This window comes from Paraburkholderia sp. TE9906, assembly GCF_056279605.1.
Genome location: NZ_JBWCCT010000010.1, coordinates 66,789 through 92,762 on the forward strand (window position 1 = coordinate 66,789; position 25,974 = coordinate 92,762).

Sequence of the window (25,974 nt, forward strand, 5' to 3'; positions counted from 1 at the left end):
TGCCGCTGACTATCCGATGAACGGCATGCTGTACGCGTACGGCGTCTTCAGCACGGTGGCCAGCGGAAAAATCCATGCAATTCACGACGACGAAGCGCGTCGCATGCCCGGCGTCGTGAACGTGCTGCATCATGACAATTTCCTGAAGCTGCATCGAACGCCGAATGCGCCGCTCAATTTTGCGGAGATTCTGTCGTCGGCGATGGTCGACGAACATCGACTGCCCTTCGAGGACGATCAGGTTGACTATCCGGGCCAATTCGTCGCGCTGGTCGTAGCCGATACGTTCGAGCACGCCCGTGCGGCGGCGTATCGCGTGAAAGTGGACTACGTCGCGAGCGAACCCGTGAAGAGTCTCGCGCAGGCGCTCGACGCGCATGGTTCGAACAAGGGACCGCGCGGGCACGCTCGCGGCAACGTCGAGACGGGCCTCGCCGCAGCCGCGCATCGCCTCGAACAGACCTATACGACGCCCGTCGAAACTCACAATCCGATGGAGATGCATGCGACGACCGCCTACTGGGAAGGCGGTCGTCTGATCGTCTACGAATCCAGTCAGGGTGTGCTGAATCATCGCAACGTGCTGGCGAATATCTTCGATCTGACCGCGGACCAGGTCGAAGTGCGCGCGCCGTTCATCGGCTCGGGATTCGGCGGCAAACTGTGGCCCTGGCCGCATTCCATCGCGGCCTGTGCGGCGGCGCGTATGACGAACCGGCCGATGCAACTCGTGGTGCCGCGCGCGCAGATGTTCAGCACCGTCGGGCACCGGCCCGAAACGTTGCAACGGGTGCGGCTTGCTACGGATGCCAGCGGGAAGCTGGTGTCGATCAGCCATGAGTCGTACAACAGCACATCGACGATCGACGCCTACACCGAGGCGTGCGGCGGCATGACGAAGAGCCTGTACGCATGCCCCAACGTGCTCGTGACGCACAACAACAGCGCGGTCCATCGCGGAACGCCCACGTCGATGCGAGCACCGGGTGCGGCGCCGGGGCTGTTTGCACCGGAGTCGGCGGTTGACGAAATGGCGCTTGCGATCGGCATGGACCCTTTGGCGTTCCGCCAGCTCAACCTGTCCACGCGCGATGAAAGCAGCAATCTGCCGTGGTCGAGCAACCATCTGCCCGAAGCCATGACCACGGCCGCGGAGCGCTTCGGCTGGCAGCGACGCAATCCGGCGGTCGGTTCGATGCGTGAAGGCGACGAGATCATCGGTTACGGGATGGGTGCGTGCAACTGGGAAGCCTTCCGTGTGGCGACGGAAGCGCGCGTGACGTTGCGCGCCGACGGCACCGCGCTCGCGCAGTGCGGCTTGCAGGACATCGGCACCGGCACGTATACGATCGTCGCGCAGACGGTAGGCGAGCTGACCGGGCTGCCGCTCGACAAGGTCGAGGTGGAGCTAGGCAGCTCGGCGTTTCCGGCTGGGCCAGTGTCGGGCGGCTCCTGGGCGACGACCAGCGCGATGTCGGCGATTGCTGGTGCGACGCGCGAGGCGCTCAAGCGCATGAAGCAGTATGCGGTGGCCGCATCCGGACCGTTGGCCGGCGCGTCGGCCGATTCGCTCGTCGTACGCAACGGTGCGTTGTCGGCGGGTGCGAAGCAGGTTTCGTTCTGCGACGTGCTGGCCAGCCAGCGGCTCGCGCGCGGAAGGCTGGTATCGCAGCGAGGCGGCCGATATGTCGAAATTTTCATTCCGTTCGTTCGGCGTGCATTTCGTCGAAGTGCGTTGGGACCCGGGTATTTCTCGTCTGCGAGTGGCGCGGGTGGTGAGCGCGATCGACGTCGGCAAGGTGATCAACCCGTTGGCGGCACGCAATCAGGTGGAGGGCGGAATCGTAATGGGAATTGGCATGGCGCTGTTCGAAGCGGCGGAGTTCGACGCGCGCAACGGCTTGCCGGTGAACAACAACTACGCGGAGTACATGGTGCCCGTGCACGCCGATCAGCCGGAGATCGACGTGATCCTGCTCGACTATCCGGACTACAAGCTCGGCGAATTCGGTGCGCGGGGAATTGGCGAGATCGGCGTGACGGGGCTGGCCGCTGCGGTGGCGAATGCCGTCTATCACGCAACCGGCAAGCGTATTCGTAATCTGCCGATCACGCTCGACAAACTGATGGACGGCGTGCCGCCGGTGTCGGCGTAGCGGGAGCGGTTACCGCGGCATTCATGGGGACGGCGTCAGGCGCTTTTTCTGCCGCCGTCCTCAAAGCGTGCTGCCACTCAAACCTGGCGGCGTCCGCTTCATTCCCGACTCGCGCGGCCGCTAGCGCGCAAGTTGCCAACCTGCCGCCCCAACTGTTCGGCGCGATGATAAACGGCCTCCATCAGCAGCATCGCGCCTCTGGGCGGCGGCGAGAATTTCGAATACACGAACGTCGGAATCATTTCGAGTTCCTCGACGAGCGGCCGCACGGCGCAATCGATGCCGCCCGCCGCGAACTCGTCGACGATAGTCAGTCCCAGTCCGCCTTGTACCAGCGCCAGAGCCTGATCGGCGCGAGTGACGTCGACGACCGAGGTGAGTTCGACAGCGGCCTGCTGGCAAGCCCTGACGATAGCCGTGCCGAACGGAATGTCGCGCCTGAAAAGAATCATCGGTTCGGTCTTGAGATCGGCGAGTGCGATGCGCTCCTTCGCCGCAAGGGGATGCTTAGCCGGCAGCACGCACATCATGCGGCCTCGCATGAACGGCGCGACTTCAAGATATTCGTGCTCGATCGGCGTCGACGTCACCGAGAGGTCGACTGCCTTGCTTGGCACCTCCAGCGGCATGTCGGACATGAGCGTCGTGTGCCAGTCGATCCTGAGCTTCGGCATGCTGCGTTTCAATTCGACGATCGCGGGCGCGACGATCGTCGGCCCCGGCGAAGGACTGCAGGAGACACGCAACAGGCTTGCCGGACCGAGAGCGAGCGCCCGTGCGAATTCGTCGACGCGCAACGCCGACTGATAGACCTGCTCGACCTCGCGAAACAGGGCCTGGGCCTCAGCGGTCGCATCGAGTTGCCCGAGGGGCGCGTCGCGGGAGGGAGGTCGTGAGCGCCGCCCGAGTAGTGTATGTATGATCTACCGCGTCAACCCTTCGAGGACAAACAGATGGAGCGTTCCGACTACGCACGTGAAGACATCGGCAATCTTGTGCTGCTGGAACACGTCAATCTCACGATCCCGGACCAGCGTCTCGCGACCGCGTTCTATGTCAGTGCACTCGGTCTGACGCGCGATCCGTTTCTGATGACGGGCGTGACCAACATGTGGATCAACGTTGGCCGTTCGCAGATTCACTTGCCGCACGGCGACGCTCAGCGCCTTCGCGGGCATGTCGGGCTGATTGTGGGCAGGCGCGCGGCGCTCATCGAGCGGCTGCGCGCCGTTCGGCCTCTTCTGGAACAGACCCGATTCGGATGGACCGAGCGGGACGACCGCGTCGAAGTGATCTGTCCGTGGGGGAATCGTTACGACTGCCTCGATTCCGATGCGTGCGCGGCGAGCGACCCGTGGGCGGGCATCGATCTTGGTATCGCGTATGTGCAACTCGATGTGCCCGTCGGCGGCGCGGCGTCGATTGCTGCGTTCTATCGCGAGATCTTCGATGCGTCTGTCGAGGTGCGCGAGCGTAACGGTTCGCTGCAAGCGGCGGTCGCGGTCGGCAGGCATCAACAACTCGTCTATGCGGAAACGCCCGCCGCAAGCCAGGAATACGATGGACATCACATTCAGATCTATGTGGCCAATTTCTCCGGACCCTACGAGCGGCTCGCCGGCCGCGGGTTGAGTTATGGCGAGGAGGCTCACCAGTATCGCTTCGCCGAGCTCGTCGATCCTGTGAGTGGAACGCCCTGCTTCACGCTTGAACATGAAGTGCGGAGTCTGCGTCATCCGCTGTACGCGAGGCCGTTGGTGAACCGGAATCCGGATGTGACCAACCGAAATTATGGAAGGGGCAGTGAGGGGTTTGGCGGGGTGGTCTGACGGGTGAGGCGGGCCTAACAATTGTCAGCTACGTCAATGTGAACAGGCACGTATCGCCGCCGCGATTGCATCCTGCTCCGATGGCGTCTGGGAAAAGGCTGCCAGGAGGATGTGCGCGTCGTCCATTTTTGTCTGGAAACACACCCGATTGAAGCGACGCGGAGTCGTAGCGACCGACAGGCCGGCGAGGACCAGAATGGTCATCAATAAACCGGTGAGCGTCAGCGCAGCTACCCATTGTTGCGTCTCCACATCGCTAGCGGACAGGTGCTCACCGATTTCCGGCCCTCGCACATGAGCTGGCAGGGTAATGCGCGCGTCGGCAGCACCGTGATTGTCGATGATTTAACTTTCGACTCTTATATAAGACATAAGACATTTGACCGTGCAGGGGTATTGCAATTAGAATCGCGTTAGAGCAGTGCCCGGCACGGCCTTTGGCGTGCCGTAAAAGCCTTCCCCCTGAAACGCAAATACCAGCAGGTCCCCATGCTTGAAAATTTTCGTACTCACGTGGCCGCCCGCGCAGCGCTCGGCATTCCTCCTCTGCCGCTGACGGCTCAGCAGACCGCCGAGCTGGTGGAACTCCTGACGAATCCGCCCGCCGGCGAAGAGCAGACCCTGCTCGACCTGATCACTAACCGCGTGCCCGCTGGCGTGGACGAAGCCGCTCGCGTGAAGGCCGGCTTCCTCGCCGCCGTGGCCAAAGGCCAGACCACCTGCGCGCTGATCTCGCGCGCCCGCGCCACCGAACTGCTCGGCACGATGCTGGGCGGCTACAACATCCATCCGCTGATCGAGCTGCTGTCCGACGCCGAAGTGGCCACGGTAGCCGCCGAGGCGCTGAAGAAAACCCTCCTGATGTTCGACCAGTTCCACGACGTCAAGGAACTGGCGGAGAAGGGCAACGCCAACGCCCAGGCCGTGATGCAAAGCTGGGCCGACGCGGAATGGTTCACCAGCCGTCCGGAAGTGCCGCAAAGCCTGACCATCACGGTCTTCAAGGTGACGGGCGAAACCAACACCGACGACCTGTCGCCGGCCCCGGATGCAACCACGCGTCCGGACATCCCGCTGCACGCGCTGGCGATGCTGAAGAACGCCCGCCCCGGTATCACGCCGGAAGAGGACGGCAAGCGTGGCCCGGTCAAGTTCATCGAGTCGCTGAAGGAAAAGGGCCACCTGGTCGCGTACGTGGGCGACGTGGTCGGCACCGGCTCCTCGCGCAAGTCGGCCACCAACTCGGTGCTGTGGTTCACCGGTGAAGACATCCCCTTCATCCCCAACAAGCGCTTCGGCGGCGTGTGCCTGGGCAGCAAGATCGCCCCGATTTTCTACAACACGATGGAAGATGCCGGCGCCCTGCCGATCGAACTCGACGTGTCGAAGATGGATATGGGCGACGTGGTCGAACTGCGCCCGTACGAAGGCAAAGCCCTGAAGAACGGCGAAGTGATCGCCGAGTTCCAGGTCAAGTCCGACGTGCTGTTCGATGAAGTGCGCGCCGGCGGCCGCATTCCGCTGATCATCGGCCGCGGCTTGACCGCCAAGGCACGTGAAGCGCTGGGTCTGGCTCCGTCGACCCTGTTCCGCCTGCCGCAACAGCCGGCCAACAGCGGCAAGGGCTTCTCGCTCGCCCAGAAGATGGTCGGCCGCGCCTGCGGCCTGCCGGAAGGCGAGGGCGTGCGCCCCGGCACATACTGCGAACCGAAGATGACCTCGGTCGGCTCGCAGGACACCACGGGCCCGATGACCCGCGACGAACTCAAGGACCTGGCGTGCCTCGGCTTTTCGGCCGACCTCGTCATGCAGTCGTTCTGCCACACCGCCGCCTATCCGAAGCCGGTGGACGTGAAGACCCACCAGACCCTGCCGAACTTCATCAGCACGCGTGGCGGCATCGCGCTGCGCCCGGGCGACGGCGTGATCCACTCGTGGCTGAACCGCATGCTGCTGCCCGACACCGTGGGCACCGGCGGCGACTCGCACACGCGCTTCCCGATCGGCATCAGCTTCCCGGCCGGTTCGGGCCTGGTCGCCTTTGCGGCCGCTACCGGCACGATGCCGCTGGACATGCCGGAATCGGTGCTGGTCCGCTTCAAGGGCAAGATGCAGCCCGGCGTGACCCTGCGCGACCTGGTCAACGCGATTCCCTTGTACGCCATCAAGCAAGGCATGCTGACGGTTGCCAAACAAGGCAAGAAGAACATCTTCTCGGGACGTATTCTCGAAATCGAAGGCCTGCCCGAATTGAAGGTCGAGCAAGCGTTCGAATTGTCGGATGCTTCCGCCGAACGCTCGGCCGCCGGTTGCACGGTTCACCTGAACAAGGAGCCGATCATCGAGTACCTCAACAGCAACGTCACGCTGCTGAAGTGGATGATCGCCGAGGGCTACCAGGACCCGCGCAGCCTGCAGCGCCGCATCAAGGCGATGGAGCAGTGGCTGGCCGACCCGCAACTGCTGTCGCCGGATGCCGACGCCGAGTACGCAGCCGTTATCGAGATCGACCTGGCCGACATCCATGAGCCGATCGTGGCCTGCCCGAATGATCCGGACGACGTGAAGACGCTGTCGGACGTGGCCGGTGCCAAGATCGACGAAGTGTTCATCGGCTCGTGCATGACCAACATCGGACACTTCCGTGCCGCGTCGAAGCTGCTTGAAGGTAAGCGCGACATCCCGGTCAAGCTGTGGGTGGCGCCGCCGACCAAGATGGACCAGAAGCAGCTGACCGAGGAAGGCCACTACGGCGTCTTCGGCACCGCCGGTGCCCGTACGGAAATGCCGGGCTGCTCGCTGTGCATGGGCAACCAGGCACAGGTGCGCGAAGGCGCGACGGTCATGTCGACCTCGACCCGTAACTTCCCGAACCGCCTGGGCAAGAACACGAACGTGTACCTCGGCTCGGCGGAACTGGCGGCGATCTGCTCGCGTCTGGGCAAGATTCCGACCCGGGAGGAGTACATGGCCGACATGGGCGTGCTCAACGCCAACAGCGACAAGATCTACCAGTACATGAACTTCGACCAGATCGAAGACTTCAAGGAAGTGGCCGACACCGTGACGATGTAAGCGTGCTGTCGGGCTACGGCGTGTCGTTCGCGTCGTAGTATCACAGAATGGCGCTGCAAGCTGAACGCTTGCAGCGCCATTTTTTTGCGGCACCGGAGTGGTACCCCTTGGCAGGCTTTCGAAAAGGAACGTCACCGAATGACTTTCTGGGCGCTCCGCATCCGCAACGAATGGTCTGTTCGCCCTTTCGTCGGCGTGCTTGCCTATCGGCCAGTCACCGTTCTCCACATAGCGGACCGGCGTCGGCCATGGTCCGCGCAGGTGCGCGACTAAAACATGTGGACGATCCCGACGATCCCGCTCGTGATGTTCTTGCCCGCGGCGACCGTTATGCCCGCTCCCCCTGCATTGTTGACCGTGAACGACGCCTTGCTGTGATTGCGAACTTCGGCGACACCCGCCTATACGCCCGTGCGCTTCGAGAGGTGATAGTCGTAACGAATCGCATAGGATGTCGAGTCGCCATCACCATGGGTTTTGAGGAAGTACTGGCCGCAATGTCAGGTCATAAACTCGACTTTCCCGCCGCTCAGGTGATACATCGCGCCTACCATCTTTATCTTTCCCTCCTTTTCCATTGACGCCAGGATTTCGCTGCGCTTGCGTAAGTCGTTGATCGTGTTCTGGACATTCGTTCTCGCAACCTTGTCTACGAATTCAATGTTGCTGCCCGTGCGTTTCCCTTCATACTGCGTGGCATCGATGGCAGGCTTTATCTTCGCCAGCAAGCCGGTCAGATTGCCGAGCTGGACGTTGTCTATAGCGCCCTTGATCGCGCCGCAATCCGTATGACCCATGACCAGCACGACCTTGGCTCCGGCTGCGGCGCACGCGAATTCGAGACTTCCGGCCAGATCCTCATTGGCAATATTGCCCGCGATACGCGCGTTGAAGGTATCGCCGATGCCGGAATCGAGAATGAGTTCTGCGGGGGTGCGGGAGTCGATACAACTGAGAATGACGGCGGCGGGGAACTGGCCACCGGCGCTTGCCCGTTTCTGTGCGAGATAGTCGTGCTGATGCGCATTTCCCGAGCGAAAGCGTTCGTTGCCTTTCTTCATGCTTTCGATGATCTGATCGGGCGTCAGACTGTCACGCTGTTTTTGCGTGAGTGCTGCGGCGAGCGAGACAGACGACACCGAGAACGCGGCGGTGCCGACCGCTCCGGCAAGTGCGATGCCGAGGCCTGTTTTCAGCGCTGTACGTCGGCCTTTTTCAATGGAATGTGGGGAATCGGGACAGGTGCAGTGACGAGACTCGCAAGCCATAATCGGTCCTCCATCGGGCAGACTGTTGAGTGTTCAGTCTATGTTGTCTTTCATACAATTCATAGGAGTTCTTGCCGTGTGTCAGATGAGGCGGGAGTTCGCCAGTCCCCAGGCCGCGAAGGATGCCGTCGCGCAACGCAGCAACGACAATCGAGGCCCAGGGTGACAAGCGAGTGCGCCAAGGCACAACGCACTATCGCGGAACACTCACTGTCATGTGCGGCGCCTGCAGAAAATCGAAATCGCAACCTTCATCCGCCTGGGTGACCGAGCGCAATAAGCAGCTTGCGATAGCCGCGTTCGTTCGTCTCGGTCGCGATAGGCGGCAACGGCAACGCGGCGAGACGTTCGGCGATCTGCGCGTCGTCCAGTTCGAGCGCGACGACGCGTTGCGCCACGCTCAGACGGATGCGGTCGCCGTTACGCACGATCGCGAGCGGCCCGCCGACGGCTGCCTCGGGCGTGACATGCAGCACGATCGTCCCTGCGGCGGTGCCGCTCATGCGGCCATCGGAGATGCGCACCATGTCTTTCACACCCTGTCGCGCCAGCTTCTTCGGGATCGGAATGTACCCGGCCTCCGGCATGCCGGGTGCGCTGACCGGGTCGATCCGCTTGAGCACGAGCACGTCGTCGGCATGCACGTCGAGGTCGGGATCGTCGATGCGGCGCGCGAGGTCCTCGGCATCTTCGAAGACGACCGCCTGCTAGTTCTATCAGCGCCGGATTGGCCGCGGACTGTTTGATGATCGCGCCACGCAGTGCCAGATTGCCGTTCAGTACCGCGATGCCGCCTTCGGGCTAGATCGGGTTCTGCATCGAACGCACGATGTCCTGCGGGAAGTCAGCGGGCGCGGCGTTCAGGTCCTCGCCCAGGGTGCGTCCGGTCACGGTGAGCGCGTCGAGATGCAGCAGACGGCGCATGCGCCGCATCACAGTTGGCAGGCCGCCCGAGCATCGCCTAATGAGCAAGATTGCCGAATCGTTGTATGCAGCACCATTGAATTTTGCTTTATTTCTAAGTGATTACCCTCGTAAACATCGATAAAATGCGCGCTAATGCTTGATGATCCAATTTGTCTGTATACAATTGACTCGTGCAAGTTACTGAATTCCACTCATGACCCAGCGCCGCTCAATACCGGTTCCCCCGCCTGACCTCGATGCAGATGCAGCCATCGGCGACGCCGCGGCAAGAGAATCTGCCGGCGAGGATGGGCCGGACGAGGCGAACGCACATCGCGCCCGAGCGCCCGGCACCGCGTCGCAAACGGAACGCGCGCTGCTCGGCTTGCGCGAACTGATCGTCGAAGGTCACCTGCTCGCTGGTGCGCGGATTTCCGAACTGTGGGTGGTCGACCGTCTTGGCGTGTCGCGCACGCCGGTGCGCGCCGCATTGAATCGGCTGGAAGAAGAAGGCCTGCTCGAACCGATCGCGTCGGGCGGCTTCGCGGTTCGTTCGTTCACGGTCGACGACATCGGCGATTCGATCGAATTGCGCGGGACGCTGGAAGGCCTGGCCGCGCGGCTCGCGGCCGAACGCGGCGTGGACGCCGCCCACCTGCAAGAACTGCATGCCTGTATCGATGAAATCGACGTGATCCTCGCCGGCGAACTCACCGACGACGCGTTCTCGGCCTACGTCGATGCGAACCGGCGCCTGCACGCGCTACTCGCCGCGGCGAGCAACAGCAGCGTGATCGAACGTCAGATCGAGCGCGTGATGACGATGCCGTTCGCCTCGCCGAGCGCATTCGTCATGGCGCAATCGATCGATGCCGGCGCGCGCGACATGCTGCGAATCGCGCAGTCGCAGCATCGCGCGGTCGTCGAATCGATCGAACGGCGTGAGGGCGCCCGTGCCGAGGCGCTCATGCGCGAGCATGCCCGCATTGCACAGCGCAACCTGCATGCGGCGCTGGAAAACCAGAATGTGATGACACAGGTTCCTGGCGGGAAGTTGATCCGCCTGCCGATCGCGCGTTAAGACGGTCCGCCGGAACACGCCGGATAGATTGCATGTCCGGATCATGAAATCAGTATAACTAAGGAGATAAGAATGTTTTTGAAGAACGCGTGGTACGTTGCCTGCACGCCTGATGAAATCGACGGCAAGCCGCTGGGCCGCACGATCTGCAACGAGAAAATGGTGCTGTTCCGCGGCGACGAAGGCAAGGTCGCGGCACTCGAAGACTTCTGCCCGCATCGCGGCGCGGCGCTGTCGCTGGGGTTTCTGCGCGACGGCCAGCTCGTGTGCGGCTACCACGGTCTCGTGATGGGCACCGATGGCAAATGCAAAGCGATGACCGCGCAGCGTGTGGGTGGCATTCCGGCGATTCGCCGCTATCCGGCCGTCGAGCGCTACGGCTTCATCTGGGTTTGGCCGGGCGACGAGGCGCTCGCCGATCCGGCGAAGATCCATCATCTCGAATGGGCCGACAATCCCGAGTGGGCCTATGGCGGCGGCCTGTATCACATCAACTGCGATTACCGGCTGATGATCGATAACCTGATGGACCTGACGCACGAAACCTATGTGCACGCGAGCAGCATCGGTCAGCCCGAGATCGAGGAAGCGCCGCCCGCCACACGCGTGGAAGGCGATATGGTCATCACCGGACGCCACATGAACAACATCATGCCGCCGCCGTTCTGGGCTGCGGCTCTACGCGGCAACGGTCTCGCGGACAACGTGCCGTGCGACCGCTGGCAGATCTGCCGCTTCACACCGCCGAGTCATGTGCTGATCGAAGTCGGCGTCGCGCACGCGGGGCACGGCGGTTACGATGCGCCGGCCGAGTATCGCGCCGGCAGTATCGTCGTCGATTTCATCACGCCGGAAACCGACACGTCGATCTGGTATTTCTGGGGTATGGCGCGCAACTTCGCGCCACAGGACGCAACGCTCACCGATACGATTCGCGAAGGGCAGGGCAAGATTTTCTCGGAAGACCTCGCCGTGCTCGAAGCGCAGCAGCGCAATCTGCTTGCCAATCCGCATCGAAAGATTCTCAGTCTGAACATCGACGCGGGTGGCGTGCAGTCGCGCAAGATCATCGAACGTTTGCTGAAAGAAGAGCGTGACGCCACTCAGGAGGTGACCGCGTCATGAAGGTTCAGCTTATTCGCAAGACTGAAGTGGCGCGCGACATCCTGTCGTTCGAATTCGCCGATCCCGCCGGCGCGGCCTTGCCCGCGTTTTCGGCCGGCGCGCACATTGACGTGATGCCTGCCGATGGCATCGTGCGCCAGTATTCGCTGTGCAACGATCCGCGCGAAACGCACCGCTACGTGTTGGGCGTGCTGCATGAACCGTCCTCGCGTGGCGGCTCCACGGCGATGCATGCATTGCGCGAAGGCGCGCTCCTCGATATCAGCGAGCCCAGAAACCACTTCCCGCTCGCGCACGATGCCGCCCATTCGATTCTGCTGGCGGGCGGCATCGGCGTGACGCCGATTCTGTGCATGGCCGAGCGGCTCGCGCATGCGGGCGCTTCGTTCGAGCTGCACTACTGCACGCGCGAGCCTGAACGAGCGGCGTTTCGCGAGCGTTTCGCCGCACCACATCTGAAGCCGCACAGCCGGTTGTACTTCGATACTGCGTCGGCCGACGGACGGCTCGATCTCAAACGCGTGCTGGCGGCGCCCGCCGCCGACCGGCATGTCTACGTGTGCGGTCCTGCGGGGTTCATCGACTTCGTGCTCGATGCGGCGCGCCAGCTTGGCTGGCACAGCGAGAACGTGCATCGCGAGTATTTCGGCGCGCCGGCGGCGAATGCGGTGGCGCACGACAGCGACGGTCCGTTTCAGGTGCGGCTTGCTAGCAGCGGCCGTATCGTCGATGTGGCCGCGACACAAACCATCGCGGCGGCGTTGGAGAAGGCCGGCGTCGCCATCGCGACTTCGTGCGAGCAGGGTGTCTGCGGCACGTGTCTGACACGCGTGCTGGCGGGCGAGCCGGATCATCGCGACGTGTATCTGACCGACGAAGAACGCGCCGCGAACGATCAACTGCTGCCCTGCTGTTCGCGTTCGAAGTCGCCGTTGCTGGTGCTCGACCTGTAACGCCGCTTCAACGTATGGCGGCCCCACGGCCGCCAACCGTCACGCTTCGCGCGCAGTCCGGCCCGCACGTTTCGTATTGCGCAGCGGCTCGTGCTGCTGCGGCCCATTGATCAGTTCGCTCATGGTGCCGCGCATCCAGCGGTTCGCCGGCTCATGATGAAAGCGCGAATGCCAGTGCAGATGCAGGTCATATCGCGGCCCGGGAAACGGCAGCGGCAATAGCTTGATATTGACGAACTCGGCAAAGCGCCGGCCGACGGCCAGCGGCACGGTCGCGATCGTGTCCGAGCCGGCGACGATGAACGGAATGCCCATGAAACGCGGCAGGTTGAAGCGCACGTTCACGCGAATCCCGAGGCGCTCATGCGCGCGCTCGAGGATGTCCTGCGCGCGTCCTTCCGGATGCACCATCGCATGAGGCGCCTCAAGGTACTGGTCAAGCGATAGCGTGTCGTGGATGGTCGGATGATCCTCACGCACGATGCACACGAACGAATGCTGGTAGAGCGCCTTGCGCCGCAGCGCCGCGCCCTCGAGACCCGGAAAATAGCCGACCGCCACATCCACGTCCCCCGATGTCAGCGCCTCTTCGAGCTCCGGTGTGCTGAGCGCGACCGTCTTGATCTTCACGTTCGGCGCATGCGCGTCGAGATGCTTCAGCAGGCGCGGCAGGAACACCATCTCACCAATATCGGACATGCACAGGACAAACGTGCGTGTGGATTCGCCCGGCCGGAATTCCGGCATCGGCAGAATTTCGTTCTGCACCAGTTCGAGCATGCGCGCGACCGGCTCGCTCAACGCCTGCGCGCGCGGCGTCGGCTCCATACCGCGGCCGGTACGCACGAACAGCGGATCTTCAAATAACTCACGTAGTTTCGCGAGCGCGTAACTCATCGCAGGCTGACTGAGCCCGATACTGATGCCGGCCTGGGTAACGTGGCGTTTTTTCAATAACGCGTCGAACACTTTCAGCAGATTGAGGTCAACCTGGCGGATATCCATGGATTGGATGATGCCTATCTACGTTGCATGATTGACGGATTTTAGTCCCGTTTTTACCATCAGTTGCATTAAAAAAAGGAGTGAGACGAATGTCCGAAGGACGCAAACCGCAACGCCCGTTGCGCAGCAATCTTCCTCGCGGTTCCTATCTCGGCGCTGTGCGCGCCGCCCAGTGGCTCAATCTCGGCATCGCCGAAGACGATCTCGACAAACCGAAGATCGCGATCGTCAATTCATCGTCCGAACTGGCGAGCTGCTTCAGCCATCTCGATGGCATCGCGGCCGAACTGAAGCAGGCGATTCGCGCGGCCGGCGCGCTGCCGTTCGAGATTCGCACGGCGGCGCCCAGCGACTTCATCACCGGTGTGGGCGCGCGTGGTGCATATATGCTGGCGGCGCGCGATCTCGTGACCAATGACATCGAAGTCGCGGTCGAAGGCGCGCAGCTCGACGGCATGGTGTGCCTCGCATCGTGCGACAAGACGGTGCCCGGCCAGTTGATGGCGGCCGCGCGCCTGAACATTCCGACGATCGTCGTTGCGTGCGGGTATCAGCCGAGCGGCGAGTATCGCGGCGAACATGTCGATATCGAAGACGTGTTCGTCGGCGCGATGCATACGCTGACGGGCAAGCTGCCTGTCGACGATCTGATCGGGATGAGCCGTAACGCGATCCGCGGGCCCGGCGTGTGTTCCGGACTCGGCACCGCGAACTCGATGCACATGGTGAGCGAGGCACTCGGCATGTCGTTGCCGGGCAGCACGCCGATCGCCGCCAACAGCGACAGAATGTTCGCCTATGTACGCGCGGCGGGCAAACGGATCGTACAGATGGTGCTCGACGATCTGAAGCCGCGCGACATCCTCACGCCCGACGCTTTCGCGAACGCGGTGATGACGGTGCTCGCGGTCGGAGGCTCGATCAATACCGTCAAGCATATGCAGGCGGTGGCGACGGAAGGGCAGATCGACGTCGACGTATATGGGCTTTTCGAGCGTTACGCGTCGCAGATTCCGGTGTTGACCGCGGTGCGCCCGGTGGGCCACGACACGATCGAGCAACTCGAAGCCGCAGGGGGCGGCCGCGCGGTGATGAAGCGGCTGGAGCCCTGGCTCAAACCCGGTGCATTGACGGTGACGGGCGCCAGCGTGGCGGACAATCTGCGCGACGCGCTCGTCACGGACGACGAGGTGGTGCGCACGCCGGAGCGCGCATTCGCGCGGCAGCCGGCCATCGTGCTGGTGCGCGGCAATCTCGCACCGCAAGCGGGCATCGTCAAGTTCGGCATTGCGCCCGACAAGCAGCGATCGTTCAGCGGGCGCGCGCTGTGCTATTCGACCTCCGACGCCGCGATCAAGGCGATCCAGGACGGCACGATTCAACCGGGCGCGGTGGTCGTTATGCGAGGCGCGGGCGTGTGCGGCGGCCCGGCAATGGGCGGCGGCGCGTCTCGCGTGGTGTTTGCGCTGGACGGCGCCGGTCTGTCCGACAAAGTCGCGATGCTGACCGACGGTCATCTGTCCGGACTCGTCTGCAAGGGCATCGTGGTGGCGGAAGTGGCGCCGGAGGCGGCCACCGGCGGACCGCTCGCGCTCGTCGAGGACGGTGACACGATCGAGATCGACCTCGATCGCCGCACCTGCGACCTGCACGTCGACGAAGCCGAACGGCAGCGCCGTCGCGCCGTGTGGCAGCGCCCCGCGCCTGTCAACGACACCGGCTGGCTGAAGATCTACCGTGCGAATGTCGGCTCCATGCCGCAAGGCGCCGTGCTGACCGGGGACAAGGCATCGGCTGCGCCCGGCACGGCCGAGGACGGCAGTCCATCGTCCAGCGCGCGCTCGATCCATGGCGGGGAGGCTTGAGATGAACTCCCCGGCAATCATCGACATCGGCGAGGTGATCGAACGCCAGAAGGGCGGCCGCTTCGCGACGCTGCTGATCGTGGCGATGGGCGTGATGATGCTCACCGAGGGCTACGATCTCGGCGCGATGGCCTTCGCCGCACCGGCGCTCGGCCGCGCGTGGCATATGGGGCGCGGCGCGCTCGGTCCTGTGTTCGGCGCGTTCGTGTTCGGCACGATGGTCGGCGCGTTCGTGCTCGGGTATCTCGGCGATGTGATCGGTCGCAAGCGCACGATCGTGATCGGCAGTCTCGTGCTGTCGCTCTTCTCGTTCGCCGCGGCCGGCGCAACGCGGCTCGATCATCTGCTGATCCTGCGATTCTGCGCGGGCATCGGCATCGGCGGCGTGGTGCCGAACGCCATCACGTACATGAGCGAGTTCGCGCCGCGCCGCTGGCGCGCCACGTGGATCACGCTGATGTACACCGGCTACACGATCGGCACGGGCCTGGGCGGCGTGGTGTCGGCGTGGCTGATTCCTTCGTTCGGCTGGCAGGTCGTGTTCGTGATCGGCGGCATCGCGCCGCTCGTGACCGGGCTGATGCTGCTTGTCGGCGCGCCGGAATCGATCCGTTTCCTGACGCTCAAGGGGAACCGCAACGCGGAGATCGCACGCATCGTGCGGCGGCTCGCGCCCGATATCGTCCTGACACCGGACACGACGTTCGTCATCGGCAACAGCCGCGAGGCGGCGCCGCATGCGCGTCAGAACGCGCCGCTGCGGCTGCTGTTCGCGGGCCGTCTTCGAATGGTCACGCCGGTGCTGTGGGCCGTGTACATCGCCAACTCGATGGCGCTCTTCTTTCTCAACAGCTGGCTGCCGATGTTGATCGAAAGCATTGGCTTGCCGGCGCAGCGAGCGGCGCTCGTGTCAGCGATGTTCCAGGTCGGCGGCACGCTCGGCGGCCTTGCGCTGATGCGCCTGGTCGATACGCGCGGCGCCGTGATCATCACCGTGCTGCCATTGCTCGGTACGCCGCTGGTCGCGTTGCTCGGCATCGGTCTGCCGGAACCGATGCTGATCGCCGTGGTGTTTCTGATCGGCTTCGCGGTGGTCGGCACGCAGTTTGGCCTGAATGCGGTCGCGCCGCTCGTGTACCCGACGGCGTTGCGCGCGAAGGGAACCGGCGCGGCCGTCGGCATTCAGAAGATCGGCGCGATCGCCGGACCCGTGATCGGCGGCATGCTGCTTGCCGGGCATCTGCCGGTGCGGGAGCTTTTCTATCTCGGCGCGGTACCCGTCGCGGTCGTCGCGCTGCTGGCTTTCGTGCTCGGCCGTCTGCATCGTCGCGACGATGAAGCCGGCGACGACGCGAACGACCGTGCCGACGAAAGCGCCAACCACGCCACGACCCACGCCGTCATCCAGGCGGCCGCGCAGACCAACACCGGAAAAGGAGCCGCCCATGCCGCTTGAAGTCACTCCCTTTGATCCCAGCCACCCCGATTTCGTCGGGCTCGCGAGCGGGATCGCGCTTGCCGCGCCGCTCGCGCCCGACACCGCGCGTGCAATCGATGAAGCGATGAACCAGTACGCAGTCCTCGTTTTTCGCGGACAACCGCTCACGCAGGACGAGCAGCTCGCGTTCGCGCGTGCGCTCGGTCCGCTCGATCTCGGCTTCAAGCGTGTCGCCCGTCCGCACGCGCGGCTTGCCTATCAGGAACTGGCCGATATTTCGAACGTCGACGAAAGCGGACAGATCGCGGATCGGGCGCACCGGCGCATCGTCGGCAATCTGGCCAATCAGCTATGGCATAGCGACAGTTCGTTTCAGCAGCCGTCCGCCCGTTATTCGATGCTGCACGCGGTCGTCGTGCCCGAGTGGGGCGGCGCCACCGAATTCGCCGACATGCGCGCGGCCTGGGACGCGCTGCCGGCGCGCGATAAGCAGGATCTCGAAGGCTTGCACGCGGAGCACTACGCGCTTTATTCGCGCTTCCTGCTCGGCGACACCGACTACAACGAAGACCAGCGCAACGCGTTGCCGCCGGTGCAGTGGCCCGTCGTCCGCACGCATGCGGGGTCGGGGCGCCGGCATCTGTTCATCGGCGCCCACGCGACGCATGTGGTCGAGCAGACGGTCGCCGAGGGCCGCATGTTGCTGATGGACCTGCTCGAGCATGCGACCCAGCGCGCGTTCGTCTACTCGCACGAGTGGCAGCCGGGCGACCTCGTGATCTGGGACAACCGCTGCACGTTGCATCGCGGCCGGCGCCACGATCTGTCGGCGCGGCGCGAATTGCGGCGCGCGACCACGCTCGACATCGACGCGGCCGACGCATTCGTCGAAGAGCCGGTGCGGGGAGCGGCATGACGATGCGACTGAACGACGACGAACAGGCGATGCTCGACGGCCGCGACGGCCCCGCCGTGCAACGCGCGATGGATCTGCTGGTGCGCTACGGCACAGCGCTGGGCGCGCAGCGGATGGTCGACACAAACAACGTGTGCGGGACGGTGGGCGCGACGATGCCGTTCCTGCGCGATTACGCGACACGCAAGGACGGCGGTCTCGACGCGGTCTTTTCCGAATTCAACCTCGACAGCCCGGACGTCCTGGCGATTCCGAAGGTGAAGGCGTATAGCAGTCATCTGCAGCAGGGGCTCGATCCAGAACATGCGGAACGGCAGAACGTCGGCAGCGAGATCGTGAAGATCTACCGGGCGGGCGCGGCGTACACGGCGAAGCTGGGCATCCAGCCGCTGAACACCTGCGCGCCCTATCAGGTCGGCAACGTGCCCGTGAAGGGCGAGCATTGCGCATGGATGGAATCGTCGGCGGTGATCTACATCAACTCGGTGCTCGGCGCGCGCACGAATGCGGAAGGCCGCGAGAGCGCGGGCGCGGCGATGCTGACCGGCAAGATCCCCTACTGGGGTCTGCACCTCGACGAGAATCGCGGCGGCACACACCGCATCGAACTCGAGATCGACGTCGTGAGCGTCGCCGATTGGGGGCTGCTCGGCTACTACGTCGGCGAAGCGGTGCAGGACCGGATTCCCGTCATCGACGGTCTGCACAGCGTGCCGAACCTGCCGAAGCTCAAGCATTTCGGCGCGGCTGCGGCTTCGTCGGGTGGCGTCGAGATGTACCACATCGTCGGACAGACGCCCGAAGCGCCGACCTACGAAGCGGCGATGCGCGGCCGCCGGCCGGTCGAAACGATCCGCTACGGCGCGGCCGAACGGCGTCTTGCGTACGAGCGGGTCAACACGACCGCGAAGGACGCCCAGGTCGATTTCGTGATGCTCGGCTGCCCGCATTACTCGATCGAGCAGATCTGGGAAGTCTGCCAGTTGCTCGATCAGCAGCGCCTGAGCGCAAACACCGAATTGTGGATCTTCACCGCGAAAGCAACCAAGCAACTCGCCGACCAGGCGGGCTACACGAAGATCATCGAAGACGCGGGCGGTGTGCTGATGACCGACACCTGCTCGTCGGTTGGGCGCGTGATGCCGAAAGGCACGCGCGTGGCGGCCGTCGATTCCGCGAAACAGGCGCACTACCTGCCCGCGATCATGAACGTGCAGGCATGGTTCGGGACCACGGCTGAATGCATCGCCGCCGCTGTGACAGGCCGCTGGAACGGAGGCTACGCATGACGAGCACGACAGCCATGAACAGCGCAGAGAAAAAAATCATCGTGCTGCGCGGCCGGAAAGTGGTGGGCGGGCTCGCCCAAGGGGAAGCGCTCGTCACGCGCGATCGCATCTCTGGCTGGGGCGGTATCGATCCGCGCACCGGCACGATCATCGAAACGCGGCACGAACTGCGCGGACAGAGCTTCGCGAACAAGGTGCTGGTGTTTCCGGGAGCCAAGGGATCGTCGGGGTGGTCGAGCCAGTTTCACATCGCGCGGCTCGCCGGCAGCGCGCCCGCCGCGATGCTCTTCAACGAGATGACCACGAAGATTGCCCTCGGCGCAGTGGTTGTACACGCGCCGGCCTTGACCGACTTCGATGCCGATCCGCTCGACATCATCGAAAGCGGCGACTGGGTCAAGGTCGATGCCGAGCGCGGCATCGTCGAAATCACCAAGGCCCGCGACCGGACCTGAACCACGAAGCGCCGCGCAAATCAGCGTGGCGCGCGGTACCCGGCGATGGCCGCCGGATCATCATCGATTCGCTCGTTGTCACTTTTTACGGAGAACTGTTTTGGAAACCAGCACCCGCACCGTTCGTCGCGACGTCAGCACGACCGGCTGGAAACTCGATGCCGACATCTGCATCGTCGGCGCCGGCATCGCCGGTACTTCGGCTGCTCTCGAAGCGGCCGCCCTCGGCCGCAAGGTGGTTCTGGTGGACAGCATGCCCGCGCTCGGCGGCCAGGCGGTCAATTCGATCATCGGCACTTTCTGTGGTTTGTTTTCGAACGGCCCGAAGCGCTATCAGGTGACACACGGCATCGCCGACGGCATTCTGCGCGATCTCGGCGCCAAAGGGGCATTGCACTACAAGGAAGGTCCGTTGACAACCGTCGTGCTGTACGACGAAGTCGCGCTGGCCCGCTGGATCGAACAGAAGATTCTCGAGGCTGGAATCACCGTGGTGCTCGGCGCGGTATTGCGCGACGTGGTGCGCGAAGGCCGCCAGTTGCGCGAACTCGAAGTCGCCACGCGCTACGGCGATGTGCGTATTGCGGCGGACGGCTTCGTCGACGCAAGCGGTGACGCGGCGCTCACGTGGCTGGCTGGGCTGGAATGCCAGGAGCCGCTCAAGCCGGTGCAGGGCACGCAGATGATCGTGCTCGAGAATCTCGACGAAACCGACATTCCGACACCGCCGGTGTTTCGCGAGCGCGTCGAGGCCAAGGCGGCGGACTACGGCATCGAGCGCAAGGACGGCCTCGTTTTCTACTTTCGAGGCCGCAATATTGGCATCGTGAACATGACGCATATTGAAACGCCGCTGGAGCCGATGGCGGCCTCGCGTGTCGCGCTCGCCGGCCGCGATCAGGCCGATCGCGCATTCGACTTTCTGCGCGGCGAGTATCCGCACATCTACCGCAACGCGCGCATCCGCAGCTACGGCTTGCCGGGCATCCGGCAGACACGCTGGATTGTCGGCACCCATCATTTGCGCTCGGAGGAAGTGATCGCCGCGACGAAGTTCTCGGATGCGGTGCTGCGCACGTCGTGGCCGATCGAACTGCATGACCGCGCGGAAGGCTACGAATGGAAGCCGTTCGGCGACGACCATCTGCATACGGTGCCGCTCGGCAGCCTGCTCGCGAAGGGCGCGGACAATCTGATCGCGGTGGGCCGCTGCATCGACGGCGATGCGACCGCGCTGTCGAGCGTGCGCGTGATGGGACCTTGCATCGCAATGGGTGCCGCGGCCGCGCATGCGTTCGATCTCGCCGATGGTGGCAACGTTCACGAGATCGACCGCGCGATGCTGCGCGAACGTTTGTACGACAACATCGAGCGGATCGATCCGCCGCATCTGCCGCAATAGCCTTTCGCCGTGCAAAGCAGCGCTCGCGCCAGCGGCCCGTTCAAAGAGGCTCGCGGCGCGCAGCCACCGCGTTGAACCCGTTGCCCGTCACAGGTAACGGTCGAACCGTCGCCGCGCTGCGTCAAGCGCACGTGCGACGGACATAAGGAGGAGACATGCTTGATCAGAAGGTTCTCAGCGGCGAGCCGATCGACGTATCGCGTCTGATCGACGGACAGAAGGTCGGCTGGTTCGCCGTCGTGCTGATTTTTTCGACGTGGCTCGTGATGCTCACCGACGGCTACGAGCTCAGTGCGCTCGCGTTCGCCGCACCTGCGCTCATCAAGGCGTGGCACATCGAACGCGGCGCGCTGGGGCCGGTGTTCGGCGCGAACATCTTCGGCATCATGGTCGGCTCGATTCTGTTCGGCTATATCGGCGACCGCATCGGGCGCAAGCGCGCGATCCTGTTCGGCGCCTGTTGGTATGGGCTGCTGACGCTCGCGACGATTTGGACCACGCAGGTCCATGAACTGCTGTGGCTGCGCTTCGCGGCGGGCATCGGCATTGGTGGCGCGGTGCCGAATGCGTTCGTGCTCGTCTCCGAGTTCGCGCCGAAACGGCTGCGCGCGACCTGGGTCACGGTGATGTTCACCGGCTATACGCTCGGCGCGGGCTTCGGCGGCGCGGTCGCCGTCTGGCTCGTTCCGCACTTCGGCTGGCCGGCAGTGTTCGTCGTGGGCGGGCTAGCGCCGCTCGTCGTCGCGGCGTCGCTGGCGGTGGTGATGCCGGAATCTCTGCGCTTTCAGGTGCTCAGGCAGTGGCCGCAATGCGGCATCGTCGCGACCGCGCGGCGCCTGCGGCCCGAGCTCTCGCTCGAAGCGAATGTCTCGTTCACCGTCGCCGACGAGCGCGCGTTCCGCACTTTCACGCCGCGCCTGCTGTTCGCGGGACGCCTGCGCTACATCACGCCGGCGTTGTGGCTCGCGTACATCGCCAACTCGATGGCGCTGTTCTTTCTGCAGAACTGGCTGCCGGTGCTGATCGAAGCTGTCGGCGTGCCGCCGCGCCAGGCCGCATTGATGGGCACGCTCTTCTCGATCGGCGGCACCGCGGGCGGCCTCGCGCTGATGCGTTTCGTCGACCGGCGCGGCGTGCTGCTGATCACGTGCCTGCCGGTGCTCGGCTTTCCGCTCGTCGCGGCGCTCGGCATGGGTCTCGAGGCCGGCTGGCTGATGGCGGCGGTGTTCGGCGTCGGCTTTTGCGTGGCCGGTACGCAGTCCGGCCTGAATGCGGTCGCGTCGATGGTCTATCCGACGAGCTATCGCTCGAAAGGAACCGGCACCGCGATCGGCATTGCGAAGATCGGCTCGATCTCCGGGCCGGTGATCGGCGGCATGCTGTTGGGCGCGCATCTGCCGGTGCCCGAGCTCTTTCGCGTCGCGTCGATTCCGGTGATCGCGGTCGCGGTGCTGTCGTTCATTCTCGGCAAGGTGTACCGGCCGAACGTTGACAGCATGGATGAGAGCGTCCGCGAGACGACACCGTTTTCCCGCGCCGGACCCGCCACTGAACATTGAAGCAGTGGCCGCGCCGGCGGCCTATACAAGGCTGCGTGCGGACACCGGCGACGAAGTGCGTGCCGCACCGCAGCCGTCATAACAACCACATCAATCCAGCCTGGAGAAGACAAATGAGGACAGCAGTCTGCGCTGCTGCGGTTTTGTGCGCCTGTCTCGCACCCGCCGCTCACGCACAGAGTTCGATCACGCTTTATGGGATCATCGATAACGGTATCGCCTATACCAATTCGGTGGCTTCGTCGATTCACGCAAAGGGCGCTTCGCGTTGGTCGATGGCGACAGGCTTCGGCAGCGGCGATCGCTGGGGTTTCTATGGCCGCGAAGACCTGGGCGGCGGGATGGCGGCGGTCTTCCGCCTCGAAAGCGGTTTTAGCGGCATCAACGGCACGTCGTCGCAAGGTGGGCGGCTGTTCGGCCGGCAAGCCTACGTCGGACTTTCCAGCGACCGGTACGGCACGGTGACGTTGGGGCGTCAGTATGATTTCACGTTCGACTATGTCGCGGTGCTGATGTCGTGGTTGCAGTTCGGCAGCATCTACGGCGCGCATATCGGCGATGTCGACGATTCGTTCCAAACCTTTCGCCTGAATAACACAGTCAAATACGAAGTCTCGCCGTTCAGCGGATTGAAGCTCGGTGCGTTGTACGGGTTCAGCAATCAGGCGGCGGGCGAGAACGGCGCGGGTTTTGCGAACAACCGCGCGTATGCGTTCGGGCTCGACTATCTACGTGGGCCGATGCATATCGTGGCGAGCTATCTCGAACTGAGCAATCCGTCCGCGGGACTGGCGACGTCGACGAATCCGGGAGGCACCGTCGGCGACGAATACAGCGGGTCGACCAGCATCTTCTACAACGCGGGCTTCGTCGAACGTCAGCGCATCTACGCGCTCGGCGGCGGCTATGCGTTCGGCCCCGCGACGCTGAATGTGATCGTAACCGACACCCATCTCGACTATCGCGGCGCGCATCATCTGCGTGTCGACAACTACGAAATCAACGGACGCTATCAGGTGACGCCGGCGCTGACCGCCGGCCTCGGCTATATCTTCACGAATGGTGACGGTTATACCGGCAGCGGCGCGGCGTCGTTCGCGACGGGTGACCATCCGAAGTGGCACCAGGTGAATGCGGGCGTTTCGTACCTGCTGTCGAAGCGTACCGATCTGCATTTTTCAGCGGTCTATCAGCGCCTGGCCGGCGATGCCAGCGTAGTTGCGATTAACGTGTTCGGGCCGGCGGGAGAGGGAAGAAATAGCCAGCTCGCGCTGCTCGCTGGGTTCAGGCATCGCTTCTGATGCGTTAAAAGAACTTGCAACGATGACGTGCCGTTGTCTGCCGCCACCGGTCACTTCGTCTCTGTACTCGACAAGTCTGCTTGCGACCCGTGAGGTGTCGCTCTCCTCGTATGGCGTCGCTCTTCTTGCGCGACGCTGTCGGTCTTTTTTCATTCCTGCCACGATGCGATAGGTGCGCTGATAGCCGGCGTATCCAACATGGGAATCAACATCGGTCGTTCACAGACTCACCTGCCGCATGGCGATGCGCAGCGCCTGCGCGAGCGCGTGGCACTGGTAGAGAGTAAGCGCGAATTGCAGGTCGAACGGCTGCGCCCAGTTCGGTCCGTGCTCATGGGAACGGCGTTCGGATCGACCGGGCGCGCCGACCGCGTAGAGGTCATCGGTCCATGGGGACACCGCGTGGCCGCTGGTGAACCGGAATCCGGATCAAAGTAACCGGTTGGCCGGGAGGTCAAGTCAGAAATGCGCTTCCAGCCGCGAGCGTGATCGTGCATTCGACCGTGTGCTGTTCTGGCGCACGAGGGTAAACTCCACGCCACACCATGTCATGCGCTGCCGATTCACGCCCCTGCGCGTCAAGTTCGGCGTTCTCCCGAACTGCACACATGGCGTTAACCCTATCAAGACAAGGCGCCTTTTCGCGCCTATTCTTTGGATACAGAGTTCGGAACACGAAATTCAGAGGTCGGCGTTCAGCAATGAACAGCCTGACCGGGCGTCCCTATCAATCACTGGAGGAAACCAGACATGAGCGTCAAGTCAGAGAAGATGGATGAGCAGAAGCGCACGGGTGGCTCCGCCCCGGTTGCGAAAAAGCTGATTCCTTTTGGCGGGTACTACACGAACAAGGTACCGGACCACGACCCCGAACTGACCGAGACGGGTCCCGGTACGCCGATGGGCGAATTCATGCGCCGCTTCTGGCATCCCGTGTGCATGTCGCTGGAACTGACCGATACGCCGCGTTTCCTCAAGATTCTGAACGAGGAACTCGTCGCGTTCCGCGACAAGAGCGGCAACGTCGGGGTGCTGCATGCCCACTGCGTGCACCGTGGCGCTTCGCTCGAATATGGCGCCATCCAGGAGCACGGCATCATGTGCTGCTACCACGGTATGGTTTTCGACGTCGACGGCACGTGTCTGCACGTTCCTTTCCCGAAAGGCGAGGAGAAGGAAGCCGAAAAATTCGCCTGCTCGATTCGTCAGGGTGCATACAAGGCGGTCGAGCGCAACGGACTGGTGTTCGCCTACATGGGCCCACCCGACGACGAGCCGCCGTTCCCCGAATGGGAAGGCGACTTCACGGTGGCCCAGGGAGACGAACTCGTTCCATACAGCAACTTCCAGCACTGCAACTGGCTGCAGGTTCAGGACAACGCCGCCGATAACTATCATCCGACAGCGCTGCATGCGGGCAAGAACGTCGTGGATGGGCACTATCAAGGTACGACGTTCGACGAAGTCGGCGCCGCGTCGATGGAAGTCGCGCCTGACATGAATTTCGTGCCGGTGCAGGGCGGCCGCAGCCTGGCTTGCGCAGGCGCCCGCCGGGTCGACAAGGACAAGCTCTTTGTGCGCGTCCAGCATCAAGTGCTGCCGAACCTGAGCCTGCATGCCTACACATCCGAAGACGGCTCGAAGAAAAAGCTGTTCAGCCGGTTTCACATCATCCGCTGGACAGTTCCGGTCGACGACGAAAACAGCAAGATGATCGGCTGGCGCGTGATGGGCCCGGGCATAGACACGCGCGGCATCGGCAATAAAGAACTGGTCGGCTACGAGTCCATCGACTTTCTGGAAGGGCAGGTCGCGATGCGCCGCCCCGAGCGCTTCGGCCAGTACAAGCTGGAAGACTTGCCGCCCATTCCGCCGAATCACCGTGAGCGCGCGAACTATAAGGCAGCGCAATATGCGCCGGGCGACTATGAAGCCATCATCAGCCAGCGTCCGATCGCCGTCCATGCGCTAGAAAATCCGACCCGGTTCGACGCGGGTCTCTATCAGTTCCGCAAGATGTTGCGCGACGCGGTTCGCGGCACGAATGCAGCTGCCTCCGCGCAGGGCTTCGCCGAATGGCTCCGCGAACTGGGAGGCGCGCCCAACAGCTATTGCACCGGCAACGTGTTCGAGATTGCCGAGGGAGAAACGCTCGAGGATGAAGTCGCCCGCCGCCGGAAAGTCTTGAAGACCGTCGTCGCGATTCTCACCGAGAGTGACCCTCTCAAGGGCAGTGCGCGTGCGGAGTTCGTTCGCGAGAAGTTCGACGAACTCGAGCAGTCGCTCAAGCGCTGAAATCGTTCGTCATATTGACCAGATTGCGTAGATATCAGCCGGGCCGGCCACTGCGT

General features: G+C 63.6%; 20 protein-coding genes and 2 pseudogenes. 17 read left to right on the top strand and 5 right to left on the bottom strand.

What is annotated here, in order from left to right:
- Nucleotides 1–25: 25 nt before the first annotated feature.
- Nucleotides 26–2,156, top strand: a pseudogene (locus ACZ9H4_RS25555) (xanthine dehydrogenase family protein molybdopterin-binding subunit).
- Nucleotides 2,157–2,254: 98 nt separating this feature from the next.
- On the opposite strand, the gene ACZ9H4_RS25560 reads toward ACZ9H4_RS25555, so the two are convergent.
- A complete protein-coding gene (locus ACZ9H4_RS25560) occupies nucleotides 2,255–2,866 on the bottom strand; it encodes a LysR substrate-binding domain-containing protein (RefSeq protein ID WP_408141273.1) in 612 nt (203 codons plus the stop codon).
- On the opposite strand from ACZ9H4_RS25560, the gene ACZ9H4_RS25565 reads away from it, so the two are divergent.
- Both ACZ9H4_RS25565 and ACZ9H4_RS25570 read left to right on the top strand, forming a co-directional pair.
- Nucleotides 2,829–2,963, top strand: coding sequence for a hypothetical protein (locus ACZ9H4_RS25565; protein WP_408141276.1), 135 nt, complete (start codon nucleotides 2,829–2,831; stop codon nucleotides 2,961–2,963). The genes ACZ9H4_RS25560 and ACZ9H4_RS25565 overlap by 38 nt on opposite strands.
- Nucleotides 2,964–3,070: 107 nt before the next feature.
- Nucleotides 3,071–3,985, top strand: a complete 915-nt coding sequence (locus ACZ9H4_RS25570) for a VOC family protein (protein WP_408152246.1) — start codon at nucleotides 3,071–3,073, stop codon at nucleotides 3,983–3,985.
- A gap of 33 nt (nucleotides 3,986–4,018) precedes the next feature.
- Here the strand turns inward: ACZ9H4_RS25570 and ACZ9H4_RS25575 are convergent, their stop codons facing one another.
- Nucleotides 4,019–4,237 carry a hypothetical protein gene (locus ACZ9H4_RS25575; RefSeq protein WP_408141211.1) on the bottom strand — a complete coding sequence of 73 codons (219 nt, stop codon included), beginning with the start codon at nucleotides 4,235–4,237 and terminating at the stop codon, nucleotides 4,019–4,021.
- Nucleotides 4,238–4,474: 237 nt separating this feature from the next.
- On the opposite strand from ACZ9H4_RS25575, the gene acnB reads away from it, so the two are divergent.
- Entirely contained in the window at nucleotides 4,475–7,060 is a 2,586-nt protein-coding gene (gene acnB, locus ACZ9H4_RS25580) for a bifunctional aconitate hydratase 2/2-methylisocitrate dehydratase (protein ID WP_408152247.1), read from the top strand.
- 500 nt (nucleotides 7,061–7,560) lie between these two features.
- On the opposite strand, the gene ACZ9H4_RS25585 is transcribed toward acnB, so the two are convergent.
- Both ACZ9H4_RS25585 and ACZ9H4_RS25590 read right to left on the bottom strand, forming a co-directional pair.
- Nucleotides 7,561–8,328, bottom strand: a complete 768-nt coding sequence (locus tag ACZ9H4_RS25585; RefSeq protein WP_408141213.1) for a carbonic anhydrase family protein — start codon at nucleotides 8,326–8,328, stop codon at nucleotides 7,561–7,563.
- 193 nt (nucleotides 8,329–8,521) lie between these two features.
- Nucleotides 8,522–9,282 (bottom strand): annotated as a pseudogene (locus ACZ9H4_RS25590) (IlvD/Edd family dehydratase); the annotation flags it as partial.
- A gap of 166 nt (nucleotides 9,283–9,448) precedes the next feature.
- Here ACZ9H4_RS25590 and ACZ9H4_RS25595 point away from each other — a divergent pair.
- From ACZ9H4_RS25595 to ACZ9H4_RS25605, 3 genes are all read left to right on the top strand, one after another.
- Complete coding sequence (locus tag ACZ9H4_RS25595; protein ID WP_408152248.1) at nucleotides 9,449–10,315, top strand: GntR family transcriptional regulator; 867 nt, start codon at nucleotides 9,449–9,451, stop codon at nucleotides 10,313–10,315.
- A 72-nt stretch (nucleotides 10,316–10,387) separates the two neighbouring features.
- Nucleotides 10,388–11,440, top strand: coding sequence for an aromatic ring-hydroxylating dioxygenase subunit alpha (locus tag ACZ9H4_RS25600; RefSeq protein WP_408141215.1), 1,053 nt, complete (start codon nucleotides 10,388–10,390; stop codon nucleotides 11,438–11,440).
- Nucleotides 11,437–12,393, top strand: a complete 957-nt coding sequence (locus ACZ9H4_RS25605) for a PDR/VanB family oxidoreductase (protein WP_408152249.1) — start codon at nucleotides 11,437–11,439, stop codon at nucleotides 12,391–12,393. The genes ACZ9H4_RS25600 and ACZ9H4_RS25605 overlap by 4 nt, the downstream gene beginning before the upstream one ends.
- 39 nt (nucleotides 12,394–12,432) lie before the next feature.
- Here ACZ9H4_RS25605 and ACZ9H4_RS25610 read toward each other — a convergent pair whose 3' ends face one another.
- Entirely contained in the window at nucleotides 12,433–13,398 is a 966-nt protein-coding gene (locus ACZ9H4_RS25610; RefSeq protein WP_408141217.1) for a LysR family transcriptional regulator, read from the bottom strand.
- Between the two features lie 89 nt (nucleotides 13,399–13,487).
- Here ACZ9H4_RS25610 and ilvD point away from each other — a divergent pair, with 89 nt between their 5' ends.
- The 10 genes from ilvD (at nucleotide 13,488) to ACZ9H4_RS25660 (ending at nucleotide 25,918) form a co-directional block, all read left to right on the top strand.
- Nucleotides 13,488–15,263, top strand: coding sequence for a dihydroxy-acid dehydratase (gene ilvD, locus ACZ9H4_RS25615; protein WP_408152250.1), 1,776 nt, complete (start codon nucleotides 13,488–13,490; stop codon nucleotides 15,261–15,263).
- 1 nt (nucleotide 15,264) lies between these two features.
- The gene (locus tag ACZ9H4_RS25620) at nucleotides 15,265–16,719 is read left to right on the top strand and encodes an MFS transporter (RefSeq protein WP_408152251.1); all 1,455 of its coding nucleotides are present in this window, start codon (nucleotides 15,265–15,267) and stop codon (nucleotides 16,717–16,719) included.
- Nucleotides 16,709–17,617 (top strand): TauD/TfdA dioxygenase family protein, encoded by a 909-nt coding sequence (locus ACZ9H4_RS25625; RefSeq protein ID WP_408152252.1) that lies wholly within the window; start codon nucleotides 16,709–16,711, stop codon nucleotides 17,615–17,617. The genes ACZ9H4_RS25620 and ACZ9H4_RS25625 overlap by 11 nt, the downstream gene beginning before the upstream one ends.
- Nucleotides 17,618–17,619: 2 nt before the next feature.
- Entirely contained in the window at nucleotides 17,620–18,906 is a 1,287-nt protein-coding gene (locus tag ACZ9H4_RS25630; protein ID WP_408152359.1) for an aconitase X, read from the top strand.
- Nucleotides 18,903–19,361 (top strand): aconitase X swivel domain-containing protein, encoded by a 459-nt coding sequence (locus ACZ9H4_RS25635; protein WP_408141221.1) that lies wholly within the window; start codon nucleotides 18,903–18,905, stop codon nucleotides 19,359–19,361. The genes ACZ9H4_RS25630 and ACZ9H4_RS25635 overlap by 4 nt, the downstream gene beginning before the upstream one ends.
- 100 nt (nucleotides 19,362–19,461) lie before the next feature.
- Entirely contained in the window at nucleotides 19,462–20,763 is a 1,302-nt protein-coding gene (locus tag ACZ9H4_RS25640; RefSeq protein ID WP_408141222.1) for an FAD-dependent oxidoreductase, read from the top strand.
- A gap of 155 nt (nucleotides 20,764–20,918) precedes the next feature.
- A complete protein-coding gene (locus ACZ9H4_RS25645; protein ID WP_408152253.1) occupies nucleotides 20,919–22,322 on the top strand; it encodes an MFS transporter in 1,404 nt (467 codons plus the stop codon).
- A gap of 113 nt (nucleotides 22,323–22,435) precedes the next feature.
- Nucleotides 22,436–23,623 (top strand): porin, encoded by a 1,188-nt coding sequence (locus ACZ9H4_RS25650; RefSeq protein ID WP_408141224.1) that lies wholly within the window; start codon nucleotides 22,436–22,438, stop codon nucleotides 23,621–23,623.
- A 198-nt stretch (nucleotides 23,624–23,821) separates the two neighbouring features.
- Nucleotides 23,822–24,061 (top strand): hypothetical protein, encoded by a 240-nt coding sequence (locus ACZ9H4_RS25655; protein ID WP_408152254.1) that lies wholly within the window; start codon nucleotides 23,822–23,824, stop codon nucleotides 24,059–24,061.
- 312 nt (nucleotides 24,062–24,373) lie between these two features.
- Nucleotides 24,374–25,918 carry a Rieske 2Fe-2S domain-containing protein gene (locus tag ACZ9H4_RS25660; protein ID WP_408141226.1) on the top strand — a complete coding sequence of 515 codons (1,545 nt, stop codon included), beginning with the start codon at nucleotides 24,374–24,376 and terminating at the stop codon, nucleotides 25,916–25,918.
- Nucleotides 25,919–25,974 lie beyond the last annotated feature (56 nt).

Excerpts from the sequence above, each read along its gene's own strand:
- ACZ9H4_RS25565 (WP_408141276.1), top strand. The coding sequence starts at position 2,829 with ATGCTGCGTTTCAATTCGACGATCGCGGGCGCGACGATCGTCGGCCCC.
- ACZ9H4_RS25570 (WP_408152246.1), top strand. The coding sequence starts at position 3,071 with ATGTATGATCTACCGCGTCAACCCTTCGAGGACAAACAGATGGAGCGT.
- acnB (WP_408152247.1), top strand. The coding sequence starts at position 4,475 with ATGCTTGAAAATTTTCGTACTCACGTGGCCGCCCGCGCAGCGCTCGGC.
- ACZ9H4_RS25585 (WP_408141213.1), bottom strand. The coding sequence starts at position 8,328 with ATGGCTTGCGAGTCTCGTCACTGCACCTGTCCCGATTCCCCACATTCC.
- ACZ9H4_RS25595 (WP_408152248.1), top strand. The coding sequence starts at position 9,449 with ATGACCCAGCGCCGCTCAATACCGGTTCCCCCGCCTGACCTCGATGCA.
- ACZ9H4_RS25600 (WP_408141215.1), top strand. The coding sequence starts at position 10,388 with ATGTTTTTGAAGAACGCGTGGTACGTTGCCTGCACGCCTGATGAAATC.
- ACZ9H4_RS25605 (WP_408152249.1), top strand. The coding sequence starts at position 11,437 with ATGAAGGTTCAGCTTATTCGCAAGACTGAAGTGGCGCGCGACATCCTG.
- ACZ9H4_RS25610 (WP_408141217.1), bottom strand. The coding sequence starts at position 13,398 with ATGGATATCCGCCAGGTTGACCTCAATCTGCTGAAAGTGTTCGACGCG.
- ilvD (WP_408152250.1), top strand. The coding sequence starts at position 13,488 with ATGTCCGAAGGACGCAAACCGCAACGCCCGTTGCGCAGCAATCTTCCT.
- ACZ9H4_RS25620 (WP_408152251.1), top strand. The coding sequence starts at position 15,265 with ATGAACTCCCCGGCAATCATCGACATCGGCGAGGTGATCGAACGCCAG.
- ACZ9H4_RS25625 (WP_408152252.1), top strand. The coding sequence starts at position 16,709 with ATGCCGCTTGAAGTCACTCCCTTTGATCCCAGCCACCCCGATTTCGTC.
- ACZ9H4_RS25630 (WP_408152359.1), top strand. The coding sequence starts at position 17,620 with ATGCGACTGAACGACGACGAACAGGCGATGCTCGACGGCCGCGACGGC.
- ACZ9H4_RS25635 (WP_408141221.1), top strand. The coding sequence starts at position 18,903 with ATGACGAGCACGACAGCCATGAACAGCGCAGAGAAAAAAATCATCGTG.
- ACZ9H4_RS25645 (WP_408152253.1), top strand. The coding sequence starts at position 20,919 with ATGCTTGATCAGAAGGTTCTCAGCGGCGAGCCGATCGACGTATCGCGT.
- ACZ9H4_RS25650 (WP_408141224.1), top strand. The coding sequence starts at position 22,436 with ATGAGGACAGCAGTCTGCGCTGCTGCGGTTTTGTGCGCCTGTCTCGCA.
- ACZ9H4_RS25655 (WP_408152254.1), top strand. The coding sequence starts at position 23,822 with ATGGGAATCAACATCGGTCGTTCACAGACTCACCTGCCGCATGGCGAT.
- ACZ9H4_RS25660 (WP_408141226.1), top strand. The coding sequence starts at position 24,374 with ATGAGCGTCAAGTCAGAGAAGATGGATGAGCAGAAGCGCACGGGTGGC.